This is a genomic window from Enterococcus sp. AZ095b (assembly GCF_051714725.1).
GTDB classification, from domain to species: domain Bacteria; phylum Bacillota; class Bacilli; order Lactobacillales; family Enterococcaceae; genus Enterococcus_B; species Enterococcus_B pernyi.
Genome location: NZ_JBIOSL010000001.1, coordinates 858,466 through 878,359, shown reverse-complemented (window position 1 = coordinate 878,359; position 19,894 = coordinate 858,466). Strand labels below are relative to the sequence as shown.

Sequence of the window (19,894 nt, the reverse complement as noted above, 5' to 3'; positions counted from 1 at the left end):
TTCAAAATGGCATTCATTTTTTATTTTTATGTAAACAAAAAAAGCCTTACTCCTTTAATTAAAAGGAATAAGGCAACTGTTCATTAAGCTTCTTGAGCTACTGGATAAACAGACACTTGTTTTTTGTCGCGGCCTTTACGTTCAAAACGAACAACACCGTCAACTTTAGCAAATAAAGTGTCATCTCCACCAATACCTACGTTCACACCTGGATAAATTTTTGTTCCGCGTTGGCGGTAAAGAATTGATCCACCTGTAACTGTTTGTCCGTCAGCACGTTTTGCACCTAGACGTTTTGATTCTGAGTCACGGCCGTTAGATGTAGAACCGCCACCTTTTTTGTGGGCGAATAATTGTAGATTCATTGTTAACAACATGGTCTGCACCTCCTATTTATCATTAATTGTTTTTGTTTGGATATATTCTGGGTTTTCAGCTTCGATCGATTGTAAACCTAATAGGAGATTCTCCAATAAGATTTCCGCAATATTGTTTTGCTCTTGTGTCAATCGTGAAATTACTTCGACGTACAAATAGCCGCCTTCTTCTTCATTCATGTCAACAATCGGTTCAAAACCAGCTAATGATGAAATCCCATTGACAGTGCTGATCGCTAAAGCAGAAACACCTGCACAAACGATATCACTTCCGTAAGGACCGGCATCAGCGTGCCCAGTCAAAGTAAATGAAACGATTTGACCAGCGTCATTTCGTTTAAAAGTCCCTTTGATCATTGTTTAGGCCTTCTTTCTCAAACGCAGATTAAGCGTTGATCGCGTCGATAACCACTTTTGTGTATGGTTGACGGTGACCTTGTTTACGGTGTGAGTGTTTTTTAGGTTTGTATTTGAAAGTAACGACTTTCTTTTGTTTGCCGTGTTTTTCAACTGTACCTTCAACTGTTGCACCAGAAACGGTTGGAGCGCCTACTTTCGTAGTTTCGCCACCTACTAGAATAACTTCGTCAAATACAACCTTTTCGCCTGCTTCAACGTCAAGTTTTTCGATGTAGATTGTTTGTCCAACTTCAACTTTTACTTGTTTACCACCTGTTTTAATAATTGCGTACATGCTTTAAAGCACCTCCTTATTTTCATACTTAGACTCGCCATCCAGAGTGACAGGGTGTCCTGTACTTAATCAAACTCATTCTGTGCGGTTGTAGCTGTGGAGACCACAATTACAACATTACTAGAATAACAAATCCTACTATAATAGTCAACAACTTTTTTATTTTGCCAATCATTCGTCAATTGAACGATTTCTTTCTATAATGGACAAGAATAGGAGTTGATACTATGGATTACCCAAAACATTTGATTGACGAAGCAACTCGGCGTATTCAAGGACACCGTGTGGAAGGATTTGTCGCTGGGCAAGGTCCTATCCGACCCAAATTGATGTTAGTTGGCGAAGCCCCTGGTAAAACAGAAATTGAAAATCACATTCCATTTAGCGGCCAAGCTGGCAAAGAGTTGATGAACGCACTAAAATCAGTCGGTTTATCTCGAGATGAAGTGTATATTACTAGCGCTGTCAGAAGCCGTCCTTATCGAATCGTCCAACGCATTAATGGACGGACAAAAAAATCAGAGATCGTTTATCCGAATCGAACGCCCAGTAAAACGGAAGTTTTTGCTCATGCACCAATCTTAGATTACGAACTGCAACATATACAGCCCTCTTTGATTGCCACGCTAGGCAATATTGGGCTACAACGTTTATTAGGTAACGGCTATACGATTTCAAAAAATCATGGGAAACTGTATACCGGACCAGTCTTAGAGTTGAATCCACAGCATGATGCTTATCAATTTTCCACTAAACAGTATCGTGTTCTTCCCCTCTTCCACCCGGCGGCCATTTTTTATAATCGAACACTGACAGAAACGATTTTAGAAGATTGGCAAGAACTTGGAAAAATACTTGTTGAAAAAAAGTAAAGGCTACAAAAGAACCAACCAGTCTCTCAAATCATGATCGATTGGTTGGTTCTTGGTTTTAGCGACTAAATCAAGCTAAGATTGGATCTCCTTTGACCAAATCTTGGTTATAACGCGCGATTTTCTTTTGGAGACGTTCCTGACAAGCTTGCATCTCTGCAATTTTTTTTGCCAATTGTTCACTTTCTTCCATAAGAAGATCCCTACGAGCAAGAATTGTTTCATCACCCGCGCTATATAAACGAATATATTCAGTCAAAGATTCAATCGATAAACCTGCACTACGCATACATAAGGTGAAATCGACCCAACGTAAATCTTCTTCCGTATAATCTCGGATACCTCCGTTTGTTCGGTTCACCGGTGGGATCAAACCGATTCGTTCATAGTAGCGTAACGTATCCGCAGAGATTCCTTTTTCTTCACTCACTTGTTTGATATTCATCCATTCCTACCTCCCGAACGTCTATAAACTTATTTTACCTTAGAACAGGCGGCAGCCACAATTTTTTTAGCGAATCCACTGACTATATTTCACTGTCTAACATATATTGTTTGTGTAAAGAGGTCAGCGCATGAGCCACCGTAAGATGTTGTTCTGTCTTTTGTTTTTCCCAAAGATGTTGCAATTGCTTTTCCACTTCTGGTTGTAACGAGGTGTAAATAATCGTTTGTTCTTTCATAGCAGCTTTTTCTTGAAATTCTTCAAATAAACTTTGCGCCGTCAAATCAATACTTGGCACCCCGCGCATTGAAAAAATGATTCCTTCTTTATCTGCTAATTCTGTTAACGTCGCTTTCAATCGTTCGGCGGACATGAAGAATAAAGGACCACTGATATAAACAACTGCCCAATTATCCAACTTTTTCGTTTCCGGTAAGCTCATTCGCTGCCAGTCGATTTCCTCCACTGAGATCGTGATGGCTGCACTCTTAACAATAAAAAATACACACCCACTAATAATTCCTATAACGATTGCAATACTTAGATCAAAAATCACTGTACACCCCATCGTCAAGAAAAATAGAAGAAGCGCTGACCAGTATCTTTTAGCGAATAGTTCTGTGATCGTTTCCCATTCATTCATATGCCAAGCTGTGACGATCAATACACCTGCTAATGCTGGCATCGGAATGTTCGACATGATTGGTGCAAAAATAAGCATGGATAGAAACAATACGATTGAATGGATCATTCCAGCTACTCTTGTTTGAGCACCGGATTTAATTGCGACACTCGTTCGAGCAATGGCTGCTGTAGCTGGAATCCCACCAAAAAATGGTAACAGTAGATTACCAATTCCTTGTGCGACCAACTCCTGATTACTATCTAACTGACGATTCGCCATTCGGCCTGCCGAAGCACCACACAACAAACTTTCGATCATACCTAACAGTGCAATGCTGATTGCTGGTACAATCACTGTTTGGATCGCTGACAAACTAAAATCACCAAGTACCAAACGGTTACTACTGATCAACGTTTGGGGAATTTCCCCTACGGTCGCAATTGGCCAATCAACGATCATCATCAACGCAGTTGTGAGGATGATTGCCAACAATGAGCTTGGGATCTTTTGCCCCCATTTTTTAGGATAGACCAACATCCCAATAATGACCAAACTTCCCATTAAAATCGTTGGCAAGGAAATTTCAAAGCCTAAGTTTTGATAACTAGCCAATTTTTCCATCACATTGGCCCCTTCTGAATGAACACCGAATAAATTATCGATCTGACCTAAAGCAATAATGATTGCAATACCAGAGGTAAACCCTGTGATGACAGGTGCAGGGATAAATGAAGTCAGCGTTCCTAATCGTAAGACACCCGCAGCGAGTAAAAGAACTCCAGCCAAAAAAGTAGCCAGTAAGACGCCTTGCATTCCTTGTTTTGCGGCAATCGACATCAAGATTGCTGCCATCGCGCCAGTAGGACCAGAAATCTGATAGAACCCACCAGATAAACCACCAATGACTAGACCAGCAATTACAGCAGTGATCAGACCAGCAGCTGCGTCTGCTCCACTTGAAACACCGAAAGCTAAAGCGAGTGGCAAAGCAACCGCCGCGACTGTAATACCTGCCAATAAATCTTTTTGAAATACTGAAAGATTATAACCAGAAAATTCTTTTTTCAATAAACCAATATAATTCTTTAACAACACTACTACCCCATTTTCATAAAAAATTGATAAAATGCACGTTACAGGATAGCATATTTTGTTGATTAAAGTAAGTTTTTTCACAAACTTTCATAATTTTTTTCAGCAGTTATTCTTTTATATCCTAAAAGAATAACGTAATGAGTGCGATCGCTGCTAACCCACCTTGTTTGACGATGATCAAGCGATCACTAGTAAAGCTACCATAAGCCGCCACCAGCAAAATATAGATCAATAATAGCCCCGTGATTTCTTTTGGTGCATTTGAAAAATAAGCGCCGTACACCAATGCCACACCAAGTAACCCATTATAGATCCCCTGATTCTTAAATAAAGTCTGTACGGACTGACGTCCTAATTCTTCCTTTGGCATGTTGAAGACTCGACTAGTTGTTGCAGATTCCGTCGCAAAAGTTTCAATATACATGATATAAAGAAATTCCAAGGCAACAAGTGTAACTAAAATTTGAGATAATAATGTCATCTGTTTTCTTCCTTTCTAAAATCGGCGATCGACCGTCTTTTTTTAGCTGGATCATTGCTATGAGTACCAACCGAAAACGATCTCTCCTTGATTATAAAGGAACTGCTGTTTTTTTTCTGCAACTTACTCTCAAAAATCAAGAGTGTAACAATACAAACAAGTGACGGGGACATTACTCCTTTTGCATATTATAAAACTGAATAAACGGCGGGAACAGAAGTAACCTCTTCGGAAATAAGGCTAAACATTTCTGTCCCAACCTCTAGCAGTAGTCTTTATTTAGTCATAAGGTCGTGCTTAATAAGTAACAGGTTATTGATTCTCCTCCACCTAGATCGACTGGTTGGCGGCCAAAAATGGTAAATCCTTTTTTTAAGTAAAATTGGTAGTTGCAATTAGAGTCTGTATAGAGAAATATTCGCTTATTTTTATAACGTCTCTCTATTTCTTCTAACAAGCGTGAACCAATCCGCTTACCCTTCAATGTGGGATCAACAGCAAAATAAGTGACTTCGCCTTCTGGATGAGTGGATGCAAATTCATGATACATTGTTTGATTGGCTTGGTCATAAGTTCCTATCGCCTCTCGATATCCGGTCAATCCCATCAATTTTTCTGCTACGTTGACAAACAAGCGTCTCCCCCATCCAACAGGCACTTTTGTTTCCCCATCGAAGCGAGCAAAAAGAAAGCCGACAAATTGACCGTCTAGATACGCACCTAATGTGACGGTTGATTTCATCAATGCGCCTGTAAGTGCATACTGACTATAGAGATAAAGTGCAATAGGATTTTCTGTATAGCTCGAAAAATTCATCCCTTGTGCTGCAAATTCACTTGCTTTGTTTAAGTCTTTTCTATCAATTGAACGAATCGTTAATTTTTCCATATCCATCTACTCCTTTTGAAACAAAACTTTCTTTCTTTACGTAACTTTATTATAATTACTTAAAAAGTGACTTCCTATAGGCAATGATTCAACATCTGTCCAATAATGAACACTTAGAAAGATACTGTCTAAAAAAGGAGATACAAATGGATCGTCGAAGCAAAAGAACGAAGCACGCAATCAAACAAGCCTTTTTAGATTTAACGAAAGAAAAACCCATCAATAAAATCACGATTGCGGAGCTTTCACAACAAGCAGATATCGGGAGAGGGACGTTTTATACTCACTATGAGGATATCTATGATTTGCGTTCAAAAATCATTGAAGAATCGATTTGTACACTGACAGATATCTTCGATCAAACTTACCCCAACAAAGAGCAATATGACTTTCGCCGATTCGTCCATACTTTAGTCAATCATGTAGATGAGAACAAAGCTGTTTTTCACTTTTTCTTTAATGATTTCATGGATGATGAACTCTCTGTCCAACTTACACAGATCCTGATAAAAAGAGTCATGGACGAAGAACAATTAGATATGAAAGATGTCAAAAATAAAGTAGAGATTCTTTTTTCTATTTCCGGCACTACTAGTGTCCTGACTGAGTGGATCAATGGAAATCTAAACGTGGAGAAAGAAGAATTGATTGCTATTTTAGATGACATCATCACACGGTTTTAATAAAAAAGAAGAACGACTATGCAACGACAATATCGTTGCTAGTGTTCTTCTTTTTTGTTCTTCTTTTTTTCGTAAGTGATATCATTACTCAAGTTGCATCAAAAATTCTCTTTGTTCATCAACTAAAGGAATGATTTTTTTCATAATACGAAACCGCCAGTGCTTTCTGCCAGCGGAAAAACGCCAGACCACGGATAATCCGCCACCTAATGCTACTTGTTCCTCTTCGATCACTGTTCGCTCATACGTGAGATGATCAATAACCTTCGTTTTAAAAAAATTCAAAAATAAAATCGTCACTTTGGTCTCATCGATCAATAAAATCACTTTACTACTGATACTGTCCAAACTCTGAGATTCCGCTAAACAGCGAAACATTCCTGATGATCGATACGGACCTGTTAAACGATCCATCCATTTTTTGGTGATTAACATAAGCGCTTCCCTTTATCCTCTCTTGAAATAAACCCATTCGATTTTCGATCTAAGGAACATCGGTCCTTATTAATCGTCCAGTTGATGTTGTTACTTTATTTTATCATAGATATCTACTTTCCCTATATTGATCCAAATGAAAAAACTTCAAAAAAATAGGTAATGATTAAAAAGATCCTTTTTTCCTTTTGATAAGCAAATTATTCTATTGTCAAAAAAGGCTAATTTACTGAGTACTCGTATTCATTCTATTTTTATCTAATTATTGATGTCTCTAATCAAACGCTAAAAATGACAGCAAATTATTTCTCGATATTCCATCTCAATGTTACAATCGCCCTTTGTTGATTTTATTTATAGGAGGAGTTATTTAATGTTCGCAATGTTTAAAACTGTCAAACTCAATCTGTGGCGGTCACTCTTAGCACTCATTATTTTAATTTTTGCTGATTGGGGAATGATGACATCTTATCCGATCTTCTCAGGTAGGTTAGATTGGACCTTTTTACCTATAGGGGGAGCGCTTGCTTTAATCATACTGATTGGTTGGAACAACACAAACACTTTATTCAAAAAAATCAATAAGAAAGATTGGCGTTGGATTGCTTTTATCCTTATTCTTGGTTCACTACTTTCAGATATTTTTATCTTGACTGGAAAGCTGCTGAATCAAACCACGGCCGCAAATGCTGGTGGAGATAATTAGTACGAAGGGTTAAACGTTGGTGAAATAATCCTATATTTATCACAGCTTAGCGTGAGCCTGATTGGAGAAGAACTTTATATTGCTGCGATTTTTGTTTTGATCTTTCTTTTACTTTCTACATTTATGCGTACTAAATTTTCTATTTGGGGCGCTAGTACGATTTCTCTATTGGTTTTTGGTCTCAGCCATTATGCCGTATACGATGGGAATCTCTATCAATGTATTTTTGTTATTGGTTTGGCTCATGCCCCTTCTCTCTATGCCTGGTTAAAAACACAAAACTTATTGATCCCTATGCTTGCACATATCTTATATGATTTGATTTTACTTTTTATCATTTTACTTTTTGGAATTTGAACCATCGATTTTTTATCCGATCAAGCTAGCACCTTCAACGTTCAGCGATGAATCAATCTTATTTAGCACAAGAGACAAAAAAACCGCTAGAAACAAAAGTTTCTAACGGTTTTTTACGTCACAGGAGGGATTCGAACCCCCGACCGTCCGCTTAGAAGGCGGATGCTCTATCCAGCTGAGCTACTATGACAGCTTTAGCGGAACAAAAATAATTATAGATAAATTGAAAGCTTATGTCAATACAAAATAGTTATTTTATGAAACAAAAATTTTTATCGTACTTTTTTCTTACAGTTTTTACTGTAAAAATACAGCCACGATTTTCATATTATAATTTTTTGCTACGATCGACTTTTCATTTTATCATGGAACATGAAAGTCTGTTTCGTCCAACATAGTAAGGCAGAACTTGATTGGATAGATTCCCTACTTTCAACTTCTGCCTTGCTATCAATGAAATTGACTTAGCTACTCGCTTAGCTTAGCTAGCATTCTTTTGAATCTTTACTAAAAAATCTGGCAATTATAAGTCGATTGTTTCTGCCTCTTTCGTGATCAAAATCACACCATCACCCAAAGGTAACAACGTAGAGGTCAAATCCGGATGTTCCATAACCACGCGTAGAAATTCATTCAATTTACGATGGATCGCTCGTTTTCCTCTTGGGATCTCTTCATCTGACAGAAGAATCGTCCCTCCTTGAAAAATATCATCAACCATCAAGACGCCGCCTTTTTTCAATACACGAAGGCATTCAGGCAAGAATTCGATATATTTTGATTTTGCACTATCCATAAATATAAAGTCATACGGACCTGTCAATGTTGGCAAAATATCAGCCGCTTGGCCTTCTAATAATGTCACTCGATCCGTCATCTCTAAACGCTCATACGTTGCTTTCGCTTTTCTGATCATCACGTCAAAGCGATCGATCGTCGTCACATGACCTTCTTTTCCAATGACTTGTGCCATCAGACTAGAGGAAAAACCAATCGCAGCTCCAATTTCAAGTACTTCTTTTGGTTTGATCTGTCCTAATAAAAACTGCAAAAAGACGACCGTCTCATGAGGAATGATCGGCACTTCCGCCGCATGTGCTTCCTCTTCAACTTTCCCCAATTCTCCAGTTAACTGTTTTTGTTTTGTCCGCATAAAATCCAATAACTCTTCTTTTACAACGGGACGATGCATCATTTCATTACGCATACTTCCCCTCCTCTTCCAAACATTATACGAAGAAACCTATCTTTCGACAAGAGGGAGAAGCTGGTAAATAAAAATATGATTATTACATGTCAGAAAAAAAATCAGTTTCTTTCTCTCGACGTTGTTTCAGTTCAAGGTAGGTATGCCAAGCTGTAATGGAGGACAAGCACACAGCAATTCCTAGGAATACCCATTTCATCCAATTGAACGCATGCCGTGAGAACAATAACCCTATGTACGGGATCTTGAATATAGGCGTGCCAATAATATTACGATCTCGTACTGCTTCAACTTCGATTTGCGTTTTTCCATCAGCTTTCGTATAAAAATACTGGTGTTGATCTTCAATAGCAACGACCCTTCTTGTCACGATATGTTTACCTGAATTTTCATAGTAGGTGATCACATCTCCAACTAAAATCGTATCTGTCTTTCTTTTCTGTACATAGATCAGACTTCCTTCTGCATAAGACGATGCCATCGCTTGGTCATCAATGATATGCGGTGTCAGCCCAAATACTCGAGGGAGCAGCACGACACACAAAATGATCGCTAGAAGAACCACTAACGAAATCGAACTGAAAAAAGTTATTTTTTTATAGATAGGCACATTGAACCTCCTTAAGAAAATTTTATTAAATCTATAATATAATAACGAAATTTTTTTGACAATATTAATACTCAGTTTGAAGATTCTCTATAAAAAAATAAACAAGCAAACAAAAAAAAACGATAAAAATAGCTAAAAATTGACTGTTAAATGAAAAAAGTTTACTCTGGAATTAGATAATTTATTAAAGGAGATTTGTCTATGGTTATTTTTAATAACGGACGTAATAAAATTATACCATTCTCTATGAAAATCAAATGGAGCGTACTTATTATATTTGCATCGTTATTTATAATAAGTATCGCTTATTTTTTCATTACCTCTTCACGCCAATCGACAATAAACAAATGTCTCAGATTGATGATTCATGGGTCTATTATTCCGAGCACGATCCTTATTTTCAGTTCGACAGTAACCATATCGACTACATGCCGTCCATCGACAAGAATGAACCATTTATAATGGAAACTACTCTACATAAAGAATTGGCGGATGCCAATCTCTTGATCAAAGGCAATCATCAATGGTTAAGTGTCTCATTAGATGACGCGCTACTCTACAGTCGCTCCAAAGAAAGCGCACGAAACAATCCTGGATTGTCTTTATCGATCATCGATCTACCAGAACCCTATGTAGGCAAGACGTTGAAAATCGTTGTTTCCTCGCCTTATCAAAATTATGCTGGTCTAACACCCAAAGTTTATTTGGGGACCACCAGTCCAATGATCAGCTTCATTTTTTCACAATCGATCCCACAAGTCATCGCGATGATCTTGGCTTTCGTTATCGCCATCGGATTGTTGATCTGGACTAGCTATATTCTCTACAGGCATAATAGATTAGATCGTTCATTATTGATTTTGAGCCTATTTTCTTTCGTGCTTGGATTTGAATCGATTTCGGAAGATATCTTGAGTGGTGTTCTTTTTGAACCAATCGTACATTCGATTTTTTCACACTTATTTGTAATCTTGACTTCTATACTGATTATTTTTTACTATCAGTCCAAAATGACAAACTATCAGAAATGGTATGGTTATTTCTGCTATTTCCAAACATTTGTTTTTGCCAACATCTTGCTTTATGCATTATTTTCAGATTTTGAATTACCTGAATTGATGCCCTTCGCTAGTGTTGTTAGTGTTGTAAGCACTCTAGTTACTTCTATAGCAAGTATCGGTGAAGCATATAAACAAAATCGTTTTTTCACTGTATGTAGTCCTTGGATCGTTTTGATCGCTATCTTTCATTGTATGTTTTATATTCAAACTGCCTTAGGGATTGGGCATTCGATCATCAACTGGTCCACGCTCTTATTTGCGATTCTCCTGATTGTTATTGTCGGATACAATATCATGGAGAATATCATGAAAATCGATAGTTACCATAAAGAACGTCTTTTCTTACAAACTAAAACAGATCTGATCGAAACACATTATGCAAAAATCCAAGCACAGATCCAACAAATCGATCAAGCAAAAAATGACTTTGTTGTACAAATGGAAGAATTGAGTCAATTGATTGATACAAATGAACAAGCCGAAGTGAAAACTTACTTAAAACGGATCGTAGACGAAACAAGACGATTGGATTTGTCTCTTTTTCCGACAGGTCACCAACTAACAAATTTGATTTTGGCTAGATATCAAGAAGTCGCTGCTAAAAAGAATATCAAGGTTGATTTTCACACCCACATCCCAGCTTCTTTACCGATCCATGATGAAGATTTCACACAATTACTCATCCATATTTTAGAGCATTCGTTTCGCGAAACACAAGCCATTGAAAATCCTTTGCATCGAGAAATCTATTTATCGATCCAAGAAATCAATTCTCACATCCAGATCCACTGTGAGCACAGTACACACTATGAGAAAAATATTTTTTCCAAACATGTGACAGAAGAATTGATACGACAAGAACAGTATGACTTGATGATGATTCAGACCACGCTCGACAAATACAGCAGCACCTTGGTCCAAGAAAAAGATAAGTGGGTCGATCGCCTAAAAATCAATATACCCTCTAATTAAAAAAGACCTTCAAAAGCAGTCAACAGGCTGTTTTTGAAGGTCTTATAATCTATTTCAGATTGTCGGGTCTGGGATATTGGCTATTCGTCAGCTTATCACCCTACAACCGAATAAATGATGTTCCAGAAGCGGACATTCAACATTAAACTAAAAAATTGTAAAATACGAAAAACTATTTTTCAATTTTCTATCTTACTTCCTAGGTCAAGACGCTTCTGTCACAACCTTATTTAGTACAATAACTCCAATAAATCTTGTACTTCGATTGCACCAAAATACTTCTTGATATCGATCGTTTCCACTGCTTCTTGTAAAGTAGCTTTGTCATACTTTATACCTGTCAACACTTGTTCAACATCTTTGATATCTCCTAGACCAAAGAAATCGCCGAAGATTTTTACATCCTCGATTATCCCTTCTGAGACATTCAGATGTACCTCGATCGACCCAATCGAAAAGCGTTTTTGGCGTGAAAAGTTGAAATCTGGTGATTTTCCATAATTCCAATCCCAATTTCGATAATACTGCTCAGAAATTTGATTGATTTTTTCCCAATCTTTTTCTGTCAATTCATAGGTCTTTACGTCTTCTACTGAAGATACGCCGAAAATTTTCAAAAGAATGTCTTCACGAAATTCTTCGGTTGTCATCCCTTGTTTTTCCTCAGGTAAGAATGGTTTGATATTTGTAACTCGTGAACGAATCGATTTGATTCCTTTGGATTCGATTTTTTCTTTTTTCACTTTCAGCGCATTGACTACCTCATCAATGTCTGAATCGAACATGATCGTTCCATGTGCAAACATTCGACCATTTGTAGCATACATAGCATTCCCTGAAAACTTCAAGCCATCGATTACCAGGTCATTACGTCCTTTTAATTCGGCACCTGAAATACCTAATTCGTGTAACGCTTGGATGATTGGTTTAGTCACCTTCGCAAAGTCACGGAACGAATCCCCATCATCTGGCATGATGAAACTGAAATTCAAGTTACCAAAATCATGATATACTGCTCCACCACCGCTTAAACGACGTACCACATGGATGCCATGTTCTTCAACATATTCACGATTGATTTCTTCGATCGTGTTTTGATTTCGACCAATAATGATTGACGGTTCATTGATGTAAAAAAGCAAGATTGGTTCTTCTAATGGCATCTCTTGCAGTAAAAAGGTCTCGATTGCTAAATTTACTCTTGGATCATGGTTTTCATTTGGTACAAAAATCATTCTGCTCGTCCTCCTATATATCAAACACTTTATCGACTTCAGCTAAAGCAACTTCGATTTCTTCTCCAGCCGCTTCTTTTGCTTCATTCTCTAATTGTGTTAGGTCACCGAATTGTGGCAAGTGTGTCAAAACCAGTTTTTTGACTTTTGCCGCTTTTGCGATCTCTCCGGATTCTTTTGAAGTGAAATGCGCTTTGTGTCGCTCATTTCCTGCAAAAAGATACGTGTCTGACAAAAAGAGATCCGCCTCTTTAGCGAAGGGAATAAAACTCTCTAAATAGCCAGAATCTCCTGTAAAAACAAGTACTTTTCCGGTGGCTCTTTCGACAATACGCATGGCATAACAAACCACTGGATGAATCGTTTCCAAGAACGTGATCGAAAATGGTCCGACTTCAAGTTCTTGGGTTGGATCATATGACACTCCTTGGGACACTCCTGGCATCGTCAATTGTTCAAAATGACTGGCATCTTTCGTATGTCCATAGATTGGTAGTAGCTTTTCCTGATCTCTGTTTGGATGCAATTGCCATTCATATTGCAAAACACCTAGATCTGCGATATGGTCATGATGATAATGGCTGATGATCACAGCATCTAAAGCAAGCGGATCAAGATGGTCTTCCAATTTCACAAGCGTTGCGCTCCCTGCATCAATCAACAAATTAAATTGATCAGCTTGCAACAGATAACTCGTCGTTCCTTGTTTTTTATAAGGATATGCACCTAAGCAACCTAAAACGGTTAATTTCATGACTGATTCCCCCTCAAAAACTTATGCTACCACAATTTCTTATTTTCATAAGAAAAACTGCTTATTCGAAGTGAAAGTATTCCATTGGGCTGCCTTTTTCAATACGAGCTTGTTCGTAAAATTGTGCAATCGACACATTGACATAAGCAATTACCCAAAGTAAACCAAAGAACAGCGCAATAAATCCGAGAATATACCAACCAATAAATGAAAGTTGTAGAAGAAGATAGGTCCCAATACGATCTTTCAATAAAAACCAGGCATATTTCAAACTTTGGATAACTGTCAGTTTCGGATAGTCAAACTTTGTCCAAGCAGCAAATTGGAATAATCCTGCAACGATCGTCATCACAAATAGCGACACGAAGAATAGTAAAGTTGTAAAGACTGCAAAACTCAGATCAATCGTAAAATCATTTATCATCCCTTGCGGTGATGCATTTCCATTAAAAAGTAGATTGATATACGTATTGAATCCGCCAATCAAAAAACTAGGCAAAAGTATAATCCCGTTGATTAACCAATTAAATACGGTATTTAAAAGATTGATAAGCAGAATCGGTACAAAATATTCTTTTTGAAAAACAGCAAATAACAGATTGGATTTTGCTCGCCCACCTCTGACCACAACTAATGAGATATAATAGACCCCATAAGTAAACGCAAAAATCAATACGTGTTGGAGCAAAAAATTGAGTATGTTTGCCTGTGTGCTATCTGTTGGGAAGATACCTACAAAAAGCTGCTGGATGATCAACCCAATAAAGACTGAAAGGAAAATGATCCAAGCATTGATCCCCCACTGTCCTTCTAAAGATGCTCGGGCTTTTTTTCGATATTCAGAAACATTCTTCATTACTCATAACTCCTGATTTCTGCTACTTTTTCACTATCCAAACGTTTGACTACTTCAGTAACTAACTTCACTGTATTGAAGTAATCTTCTTCATGGATGATCGATGTATGTGAATGCAGATAACGAACGGGTACCGTGATTGCAATAGATGGCACACCATTACGTGACACATGCATTTGGCCCGCATCTGTTCCCCCACCGGTGATGACAGTATATTGGAATGGAATAGCCATTTCTTCTGCCACTTGGATCACAAAATTCAATAATTTTTTATGTGGGATCATCGAAGCATCGAAAATCAAGATTTGTGGTCCTTTACCTAAAACTGAATCTGCCTCTTTCGGTGTCATCCCTGGTGTATCTCCAGCAGTACCTGTATCTAAAGCAATCGCAATGTCAGGGTCGACCAAATGAGTACTTGTGCGCGCACCTCTTAAACCAACTTCTTCTTGTACATCACTTCCAGCAAATAAGACATTCGGATGTCCTTCTTTTGCTAGATTTTCAAGTACACGTAAAGAAACAGCTGTCCCAATACGATTGTCCCATGCTTTTGCTAACAAGAATTTTCCATCATTCATTCGACGATATTCAATATAAGGAGTGACCATATCACCAGGACGAATGCCCCATTCCGTCGCTTCTTCTTTGCTTGTCGCCCCGATGTCAATAAACATATCTTTGATATCATAAGGTTTGTTACGAACTTCAGCAGTCAAGACATGTGGTGGTTTTGAACCAATCACGCCATGGATGATTTTTCCCTCTTGGGTCTTGATTTCTACTTGTTGTGCCAACATGACTTGGCCCCACCAACCACCAAGTGTTTGAAATTCAATAAATCCTTTATCTGTGATCTTTGTAACCATAAAACCAACTTCATCCATATGTCCGGAGATAAATACTTTAGGGCCCTTGCCAGAATCATGTTTTGCGATGATACTACCTAGACCATCGTAAAAAATATCATCTGTGAACTGCTCTGCATATTTTTTATAGACTTTTCGTACCTCTTCTTCATTTCCTGGTACGCCACGCGCAGTTGTTAAATCAATCAATAATTGTTCTTCATTTTTATTCAAACGCTTTCCCTCTTTTCCATACTTAATAGTAGAATTATATCATTGTTCACTGATTTTTGGGCAGCATATTTGTTTGATTTATGCAGTCATATTATAACACCAGTCTTCTTTTGAATCTGCTAACATCTAAAAAACAACCCATAACATCCCCTCTATTGGGACGTTACAGGTCATTCCTCGAATTTCTTCATTCGTCTTTTATTTTGGTTCCAATGTATCGTTTATTTTTCTGGTAGTGTATCTGGGGTTTGTAATTGCCAATCCTTACTATAGAAAGCATCATCCATTTGATAATGAGACATCGGTTGCTTCTCTTCTAGGAAAGGTTGGATATACTGATCTGCAGTCAACCAGCCTTGCCACCCAAGATGGATCGTATCTTCCATAAAGTAGGGAACATTAGCCATTTTGGTTAAATCTGCGATGTGTTGAAATCCTTGTTTCTTTAATTGATACCTGATTTTTTTAGCAAATCCTTGCAACATTTCTTGAGACAAACCGGTATAATCACTCCACTTTTCATTCACTGGCGGAAGAATGAATAATGCTTCAGTATGTTCATTTGCTAGTTGCTGCAATAATAATTGAAAATCAGAATATTCCTTTGAAAAACGATAATCCCAGTCTTTCTGTGAGTCTTTCAACTCAGCTAAATGGTGTTTGATTCGGGTATTGTAGAAATCATCTTTTAGAGCAAAAGGATTATTCTTAGTTTTACTAGCACCAATCTGCGTAGCGAGCTTATTTAGTTGTTCTTTTTCATAGCTAGTCGGTAATGGTTTAGTCGCTTGATCGATCTGTTTTTGTTTATCCGTCAAACCAATCCCACTAAATAATTCATCCTCACGCTTCAAGATGTTCCATTTATCTTCCAAGCCTGCTAATTCTTTATCATTGGGTTTGATTCCTTTTTGTACTGTACTTAAAATCCGCGTGATGTCTTCATCTTTCGAAACGATTGAAAAACTTAATAAACGTCGCGCGAAATAGCGATCTGAAGCAGTCACTTTTTTTATTGAAAACAGCCAATCCAATGTCTGTAACTCTGAATAGTGGGTACTGAAATAGTCTTCCTTCACCCCGTCTTTTACGAACCACTGAGGAGACACGATGACCACTACTTTTTTATTTCTGAGATCCTTACTAGCTGAGCGCATCATCATGAACTGGCTCAGCGATTGAGTCCCAGGGGCACCTAATAAAAATGGTTCGTAGCTCCGTTGATATTTCTGGGCTAAAACAGAAGGATGAAAGGGACTGATCCTACTCAATTCACTCGAACCAAGAAAAGGCACATACTTTTTTTCAGCAAAAGCTGTATTTTTGATTACATCCCCTCGTAAGACGTTGTCTGACATCGAACTGGCTGCTCTATGAATGATTTCTGGGTCAGCTACATTCACGCGATAGGATGAAGTGAAAAAAATCGCAATCAGTATAAACGCAAGTATCACTGGACCAAAAATCGCAAACAGCTTTTTCTTCATCATTATCCCTTCAATTCGTTGACTTGATCAATGATTTTGTTTGGTGTTGCCCATTCTTCCCGATCAAATTCTGATACAGGAACTTGTACATCAAGCTGTCCATCCAGCTCAACTAATAATTGAACAGATCCTAGTGAATCCAATAAACCTTCACCAAACAAATCGATTTCTTTATTTTCTTTCACTTCATCTGTACCTGTAATCTCTGCTAAAATCGTTAAAACTTGTTCTTCCATATCTATTCTCTCCTTTAAACTCGTCATTTATTTAAAAAATAGTTGATCTAAAAATCCTGAAAAAATCAATAAGCTAGCACATACTGCTTGAAACGTCATGAAAACAGAAAATGCGTGGGTCAAGCGATTGGAAGGAAGTTTTTTCTTCCGTTTTTTCTTATAGCGAATCCATGAATCTGTCACACAAATCAGCGTTGCATGATAGATACCATACAAAATGTAGTACCATGTCAAACCGTGCCAGACACCCATCAATAGAAACAATGCAAAGTATCCGATATTTGAAGTCACGATCTTACTCTTGAACCATTTTTTCTTCATCAAGAAGAACATCAACCGCATATACACGTAATCTCTGAACCAGAAGGACAAAGACATATGCCAACGATTCCAGAACTCTTTGATGTTCCAAGCTAAAAATGGTTTGTTGAAATTGATCGGGGTATCATAGCCCATCAAATAACTCGTACCAACTGCAAACAAACTATAGCCAGCAAAATCGAAAAAGAGATACAAACTATAGACATACATGTAACCCAATAGCCACCATGAGATTCCGCCATGAGCCAAGGCACCTTTTGATACGATGGGTAACAGTACCTGTCCGAGATAATGACCGATGATGAATTTGTATAAAAAACCCATAAACAAATGATGGACCCCTTTTTCCAACATTTCCAGATATTGTTCCTTTGTTGGTGGTTGGAGCTGATCTTTTTCAAATCTTCGATAACGATCGATTGGTCCTGAAGAAATGGTTGGAAAAAACAACAAGAACTGAATATAACGGTAAGGATGATAGGTTTTGATCATACCGTCTCTCATTTCCATGATCATTTGTACCGATTTGAATGTTAAATAGGAAATACCCAGAAAACTAAGCAGTGATCCCTTACCAGATGTTAGAAATGGTGTGACTTTCGTAATTGCTAAAGGTAAAATTGCTAGAACTACCGCTAGATAAAACCATACACTCTGATTTCTTTTTTTTCGATAAGTGAAATAACACCAAACAAGTATACTTTGCCAGACCACATAGCCAATCAAAGCAAGTCCTTGTTGCCAATACGTTCCTCCAAAGCTGATGAACAAGAAAAAGAAAGTTACAAGAACTTGATAAGTTCCTAAACGTTTCTGGAAAAATAGTAGAGAAAAAATGATTGGCGCTAACGCAAAACTCAGTAATAGAAAATAATACGGCTCCGCATAAGGAATCATATGTGGGAGACTCATCATCTATTCACCTCAGCTGTCAATGCTTTTCGATCAATTTTCCCATTGTTCGTTTGTGGCAATTGGTCAATAAACGCCACTTTTTGTGGGATCATATAGTCCATTAGAAAATCGGTCAACCTTTGTTTGATCGAACGTATCAACTGATAATTAGTATCCGGAATCGCTTGGTTCAGTACAACAAACGCCACTAATTGTTGGACTTTCGACCCTTGATATTTGGGAACAACGATTGCTTGATTGATTCGTTCATCTTTAAGCAACGCATGTTCAATATCACCTAATTCAATGCGGTAGCCATGTAATTTCACCTGTTGATCGATTCTTCCCTCAATAAAAAGCAATCCGTCCTCTGCTAAATATCCTGCATCTCCTGTTCGATAGTTTTGATGCCCAGTTACTTGAAAGAACACTTCCTTCGTTTTTTCAGGATTGTTCAAATAGCCTTTTGACACGCTAGGACCAGTAATCAAAATCTCGCCACGATCACTTGCGCCATTTTTCAAAATAGATACGGTCGTATCGGACTTGACATAGCCAATTGGTAATCGTTCATACGTAGCTAATACTTCTCTTGTGATCAATATACTAGAGATGGCTACTGTCGCTTCTGTCGGCCCATACGTGTTGAAAATTTTGGCTGAAGGAAACCGTTCGAGTAACGCTTGCGCCGTTTTCTTCGTCAATTCCTCGCCACAGAAAATGAACGTAGCCAGCTCTGGTAAATGCCCCTCGTCAAAAGATGCGTCCATCAAGCAAATATCGACAAACGAAGGAGTCGATACCCAGATGTCCAGTTTTAATTGTGGTAAAATAGCAAATAATTTTTGAAAATCTTGGACGTTTTCCTTGAATAAAGGCTTGATGATCCCACCAGAAACTAATGCTGGATACAAAGTAAACACAGATAAATCAAAAGAAAAAGGTGCTTGTGCTAAAAAAGCTTGTCCCTCTTTGATTGGAAAGTCGCGCAAGACCCAATCGACAAAGCTCACCAAGTTATCATGACTGATTTGCACGCCTTTGGGTTCTCCTGTGGTGCCCGAAGTAAAAATAAGATAAAAATTTTCATCACCTTTCACTACATGCTCAAATGGATAACCAACTATCGAGGCGATGATCGAGCGTAAACAATCTTTTTGGATGATTGGTATATCTGTCCCAATCTCCCAGTCACTTAAACTAATGATCATACTAGGTTGTGCGACACGTAAAATCGCTTCGATCCGCTCCTTCGGTGTTTGGGCATCAATCGGTAGATACGCATGTCCTGCTTTCACTGCGCCCAAGAATGATACCACCATCTCAAACTCTAGATTGCCGAACACGACGATTGGCCCCTTCGTAGTCAAACGCTTCTCTAAGTAATAGCCTAATGCATCTGAGGAGTGCTTCAGTTCTTGATATGTGTGTTGCTCCTCTGCTGTCTGATATGCGATTCTATCTGGGTTTGCTATTCCCCAAAAATCGATCGCAGCCACGATTCCTTTTTTCTTCATCGT

22 protein-coding genes, 1 tRNA gene, 1 pseudogene and 1 other annotated feature are annotated in these 19,894 nt (G+C 38.1%); of the genes and pseudogenes, 5 read left to right on the top strand and 19 right to left on the bottom strand.

The annotated features are described in order from the left end of the window. Window positions 1-83: 83 nt before the first annotated feature. From rpmA to rplU, 3 genes are read right to left on the bottom strand one after another with little or no spacing between them, the layout of a single operon-like run. Entirely contained in the window at window positions 84-377 is a 294-nt protein-coding gene (gene rpmA, locus IGJ99_RS04175) for a 50S ribosomal protein L27 (RefSeq protein ID WP_010736011.1), read from the bottom strand. Window positions 378-389: 12 nt separating this feature from the next. Next, window positions 390-734, bottom strand: a complete 345-nt coding sequence (locus tag IGJ99_RS04170; protein WP_010736012.1) for a ribosomal-processing cysteine protease Prp — start codon at window positions 732-734, stop codon at window positions 390-392. 28 nt (window positions 735-762) lie between these two features. Further along, the gene (rplU, locus tag IGJ99_RS04165) at window positions 763-1,071 is read right to left on the bottom strand and encodes a 50S ribosomal protein L21 (protein WP_019723824.1); all 309 of its coding nucleotides are present in this window, start codon (window positions 1,069-1,071) and stop codon (window positions 763-765) included. Between the two features lie 20 nt (window positions 1,072-1,091). After that, window positions 1,092-1,171, bottom strand: a sequence feature (ribosomal protein L21 leader region). A gap of 127 nt (window positions 1,172-1,298) precedes the next feature. On the opposite strand from rplU, the gene IGJ99_RS04160 reads away from it, so the two are divergent. Then, window positions 1,299-1,943, top strand: a complete 645-nt coding sequence (locus IGJ99_RS04160) for a uracil-DNA glycosylase (protein WP_010736014.1) — start codon at window positions 1,299-1,301, stop codon at window positions 1,941-1,943. 70 nt (window positions 1,944-2,013) lie between these two features. On the opposite strand, the gene IGJ99_RS04155 is transcribed toward IGJ99_RS04160, so the two are convergent. From IGJ99_RS04155 to IGJ99_RS04140, 4 genes are all read right to left on the bottom strand, one after another. Beyond that, on the bottom strand, window positions 2,014-2,388 hold the full coding sequence (locus IGJ99_RS04155; protein WP_010736015.1) for a MerR family transcriptional regulator: 375 nt from the start codon (window positions 2,386-2,388) through the stop codon (window positions 2,014-2,016). A gap of 82 nt (window positions 2,389-2,470) precedes the next feature. After that, complete coding sequence (locus IGJ99_RS04150; protein WP_438770633.1) at window positions 2,471-4,105, bottom strand: SulP family inorganic anion transporter; 1,635 nt, start codon at window positions 4,103-4,105, stop codon at window positions 2,471-2,473. Between the two features lie 124 nt (window positions 4,106-4,229). After that, window positions 4,230-4,589, bottom strand: coding sequence for a DUF1304 domain-containing protein (locus IGJ99_RS04145; RefSeq protein WP_010736017.1), 360 nt, complete (start codon window positions 4,587-4,589; stop codon window positions 4,230-4,232). Window positions 4,590-4,872: 283 nt separating this feature from the next. Beyond that, entirely contained in the window at window positions 4,873-5,478 is a 606-nt protein-coding gene (locus IGJ99_RS04140) for a GNAT family N-acetyltransferase (RefSeq protein ID WP_224434589.1), read from the bottom strand. Between the two features lie 146 nt (window positions 5,479-5,624). On the opposite strand from IGJ99_RS04140, the gene IGJ99_RS04135 reads away from it, so the two are divergent. Continuing rightward, a complete protein-coding gene (locus IGJ99_RS04135) occupies window positions 5,625-6,161 on the top strand; it encodes a TetR/AcrR family transcriptional regulator (protein WP_010736019.1) in 537 nt (178 codons plus the stop codon). Window positions 6,162-6,245: 84 nt separating this feature from the next. On the opposite strand, the gene IGJ99_RS04130 is transcribed toward IGJ99_RS04135, so the two are convergent. Next, window positions 6,246-6,596: a hypothetical protein gene (locus IGJ99_RS04130; protein ID WP_438770632.1), complete on the bottom strand. Its 351-nt coding sequence runs from the start codon at window positions 6,594-6,596 to the stop codon at window positions 6,246-6,248. Window positions 6,597-6,969: 373 nt separating this feature from the next. Here IGJ99_RS04130 and IGJ99_RS04125 point away from each other — a divergent pair, with 373 nt between their 5' ends. Together IGJ99_RS04125 and IGJ99_RS04120 are read left to right on the top strand one after the other, a co-directional pair. Further along, the gene (locus IGJ99_RS04125; protein WP_224434588.1) at window positions 6,970-7,302 is read left to right on the top strand and encodes a hypothetical protein; all 333 of its coding nucleotides are present in this window, start codon (window positions 6,970-6,972) and stop codon (window positions 7,300-7,302) included. A 24-nt stretch (window positions 7,303-7,326) separates the two neighbouring features. Beyond that, complete coding sequence (locus tag IGJ99_RS04120) at window positions 7,327-7,659, top strand: CPBP family glutamic-type intramembrane protease (RefSeq protein ID WP_080637939.1); 333 nt, start codon at window positions 7,327-7,329, stop codon at window positions 7,657-7,659. Between the two features lie 116 nt (window positions 7,660-7,775). Here IGJ99_RS04120 and IGJ99_RS04115 read toward each other — a convergent pair. From IGJ99_RS04115 to IGJ99_RS04105, 3 genes are all read right to left on the bottom strand, one after another. Next, window positions 7,776-7,849 (bottom strand) — tRNA-Arg (locus tag IGJ99_RS04115). Between the two features lie 333 nt (window positions 7,850-8,182). Then, window positions 8,183-8,866, bottom strand: coding sequence for an O-methyltransferase (locus IGJ99_RS04110; protein ID WP_010736023.1), 684 nt, complete (start codon window positions 8,864-8,866; stop codon window positions 8,183-8,185). Between the two features lie 82 nt (window positions 8,867-8,948). Continuing rightward, on the bottom strand, window positions 8,949-9,476 hold the full coding sequence (locus IGJ99_RS04105) for a signal peptidase I (protein ID WP_023519280.1): 528 nt from the start codon (window positions 9,474-9,476) through the stop codon (window positions 8,949-8,951). Window positions 9,477-9,677: 201 nt separating this feature from the next. Here IGJ99_RS04105 and IGJ99_RS04100 point away from each other — a divergent pair. Beyond that, a pseudogene (locus tag IGJ99_RS04100) lies at window positions 9,678-11,509 on the top strand (hypothetical protein). Window positions 11,510-11,739: 230 nt separating this feature from the next. On the opposite strand, the gene IGJ99_RS04095 reads toward IGJ99_RS04100, so the two are convergent. From IGJ99_RS04095 to dltA, 8 genes are all read right to left on the bottom strand, one after another. After that, window positions 11,740-12,744, bottom strand: a complete 1,005-nt coding sequence (locus IGJ99_RS04095) for a lipoate--protein ligase (protein ID WP_224434586.1) — start codon at window positions 12,742-12,744, stop codon at window positions 11,740-11,742. A gap of 13 nt (window positions 12,745-12,757) precedes the next feature. After that, entirely contained in the window at window positions 12,758-13,498 is a 741-nt protein-coding gene (locus IGJ99_RS04090; RefSeq protein ID WP_224434585.1) for an MBL fold metallo-hydrolase, read from the bottom strand. A 61-nt stretch (window positions 13,499-13,559) separates the two neighbouring features. Then, window positions 13,560-14,354: a DUF975 family protein gene (locus IGJ99_RS04085; protein WP_010736029.1), complete on the bottom strand. Its 795-nt coding sequence runs from the start codon at window positions 14,352-14,354 to the stop codon at window positions 13,560-13,562. Continuing rightward, window positions 14,354-15,436 (bottom strand): M42 family metallopeptidase, encoded by a 1,083-nt coding sequence (locus IGJ99_RS04080; protein ID WP_010736030.1) that lies wholly within the window; start codon window positions 15,434-15,436, stop codon window positions 14,354-14,356. The genes IGJ99_RS04085 and IGJ99_RS04080 overlap by 1 nt, the downstream gene beginning before the upstream one ends. A gap of 221 nt (window positions 15,437-15,657) precedes the next feature. Next, on the bottom strand, window positions 15,658-16,923 hold the full coding sequence (gene dltD / locus IGJ99_RS04075; RefSeq protein ID WP_023519278.1) for a D-alanyl-lipoteichoic acid biosynthesis protein DltD: 1,266 nt from the start codon (window positions 16,921-16,923) through the stop codon (window positions 15,658-15,660). A 2-nt stretch (window positions 16,924-16,925) separates the two neighbouring features. Continuing rightward, entirely contained in the window at window positions 16,926-17,159 is a 234-nt protein-coding gene (dltC, locus tag IGJ99_RS04070; RefSeq protein ID WP_010736032.1) for a D-alanine--poly(phosphoribitol) ligase subunit DltC, read from the bottom strand. 27 nt (window positions 17,160-17,186) lie between these two features. Then, window positions 17,187-18,392 (bottom strand): D-alanyl-lipoteichoic acid biosynthesis protein DltB, encoded by a 1,206-nt coding sequence (gene dltB / locus IGJ99_RS04065; RefSeq protein WP_010736033.1) that lies wholly within the window; start codon window positions 18,390-18,392, stop codon window positions 17,187-17,189. Further along, the gene (dltA, locus tag IGJ99_RS04060; RefSeq protein WP_194179771.1) at window positions 18,392-19,891 is read right to left on the bottom strand and encodes a D-alanine--poly(phosphoribitol) ligase subunit DltA; all 1,500 of its coding nucleotides are present in this window, start codon (window positions 19,889-19,891) and stop codon (window positions 18,392-18,394) included. The genes dltB and dltA overlap by 1 nt, the downstream gene beginning before the upstream one ends. Between the last annotated feature and the right edge of the window lie 3 nt (window positions 19,892-19,894).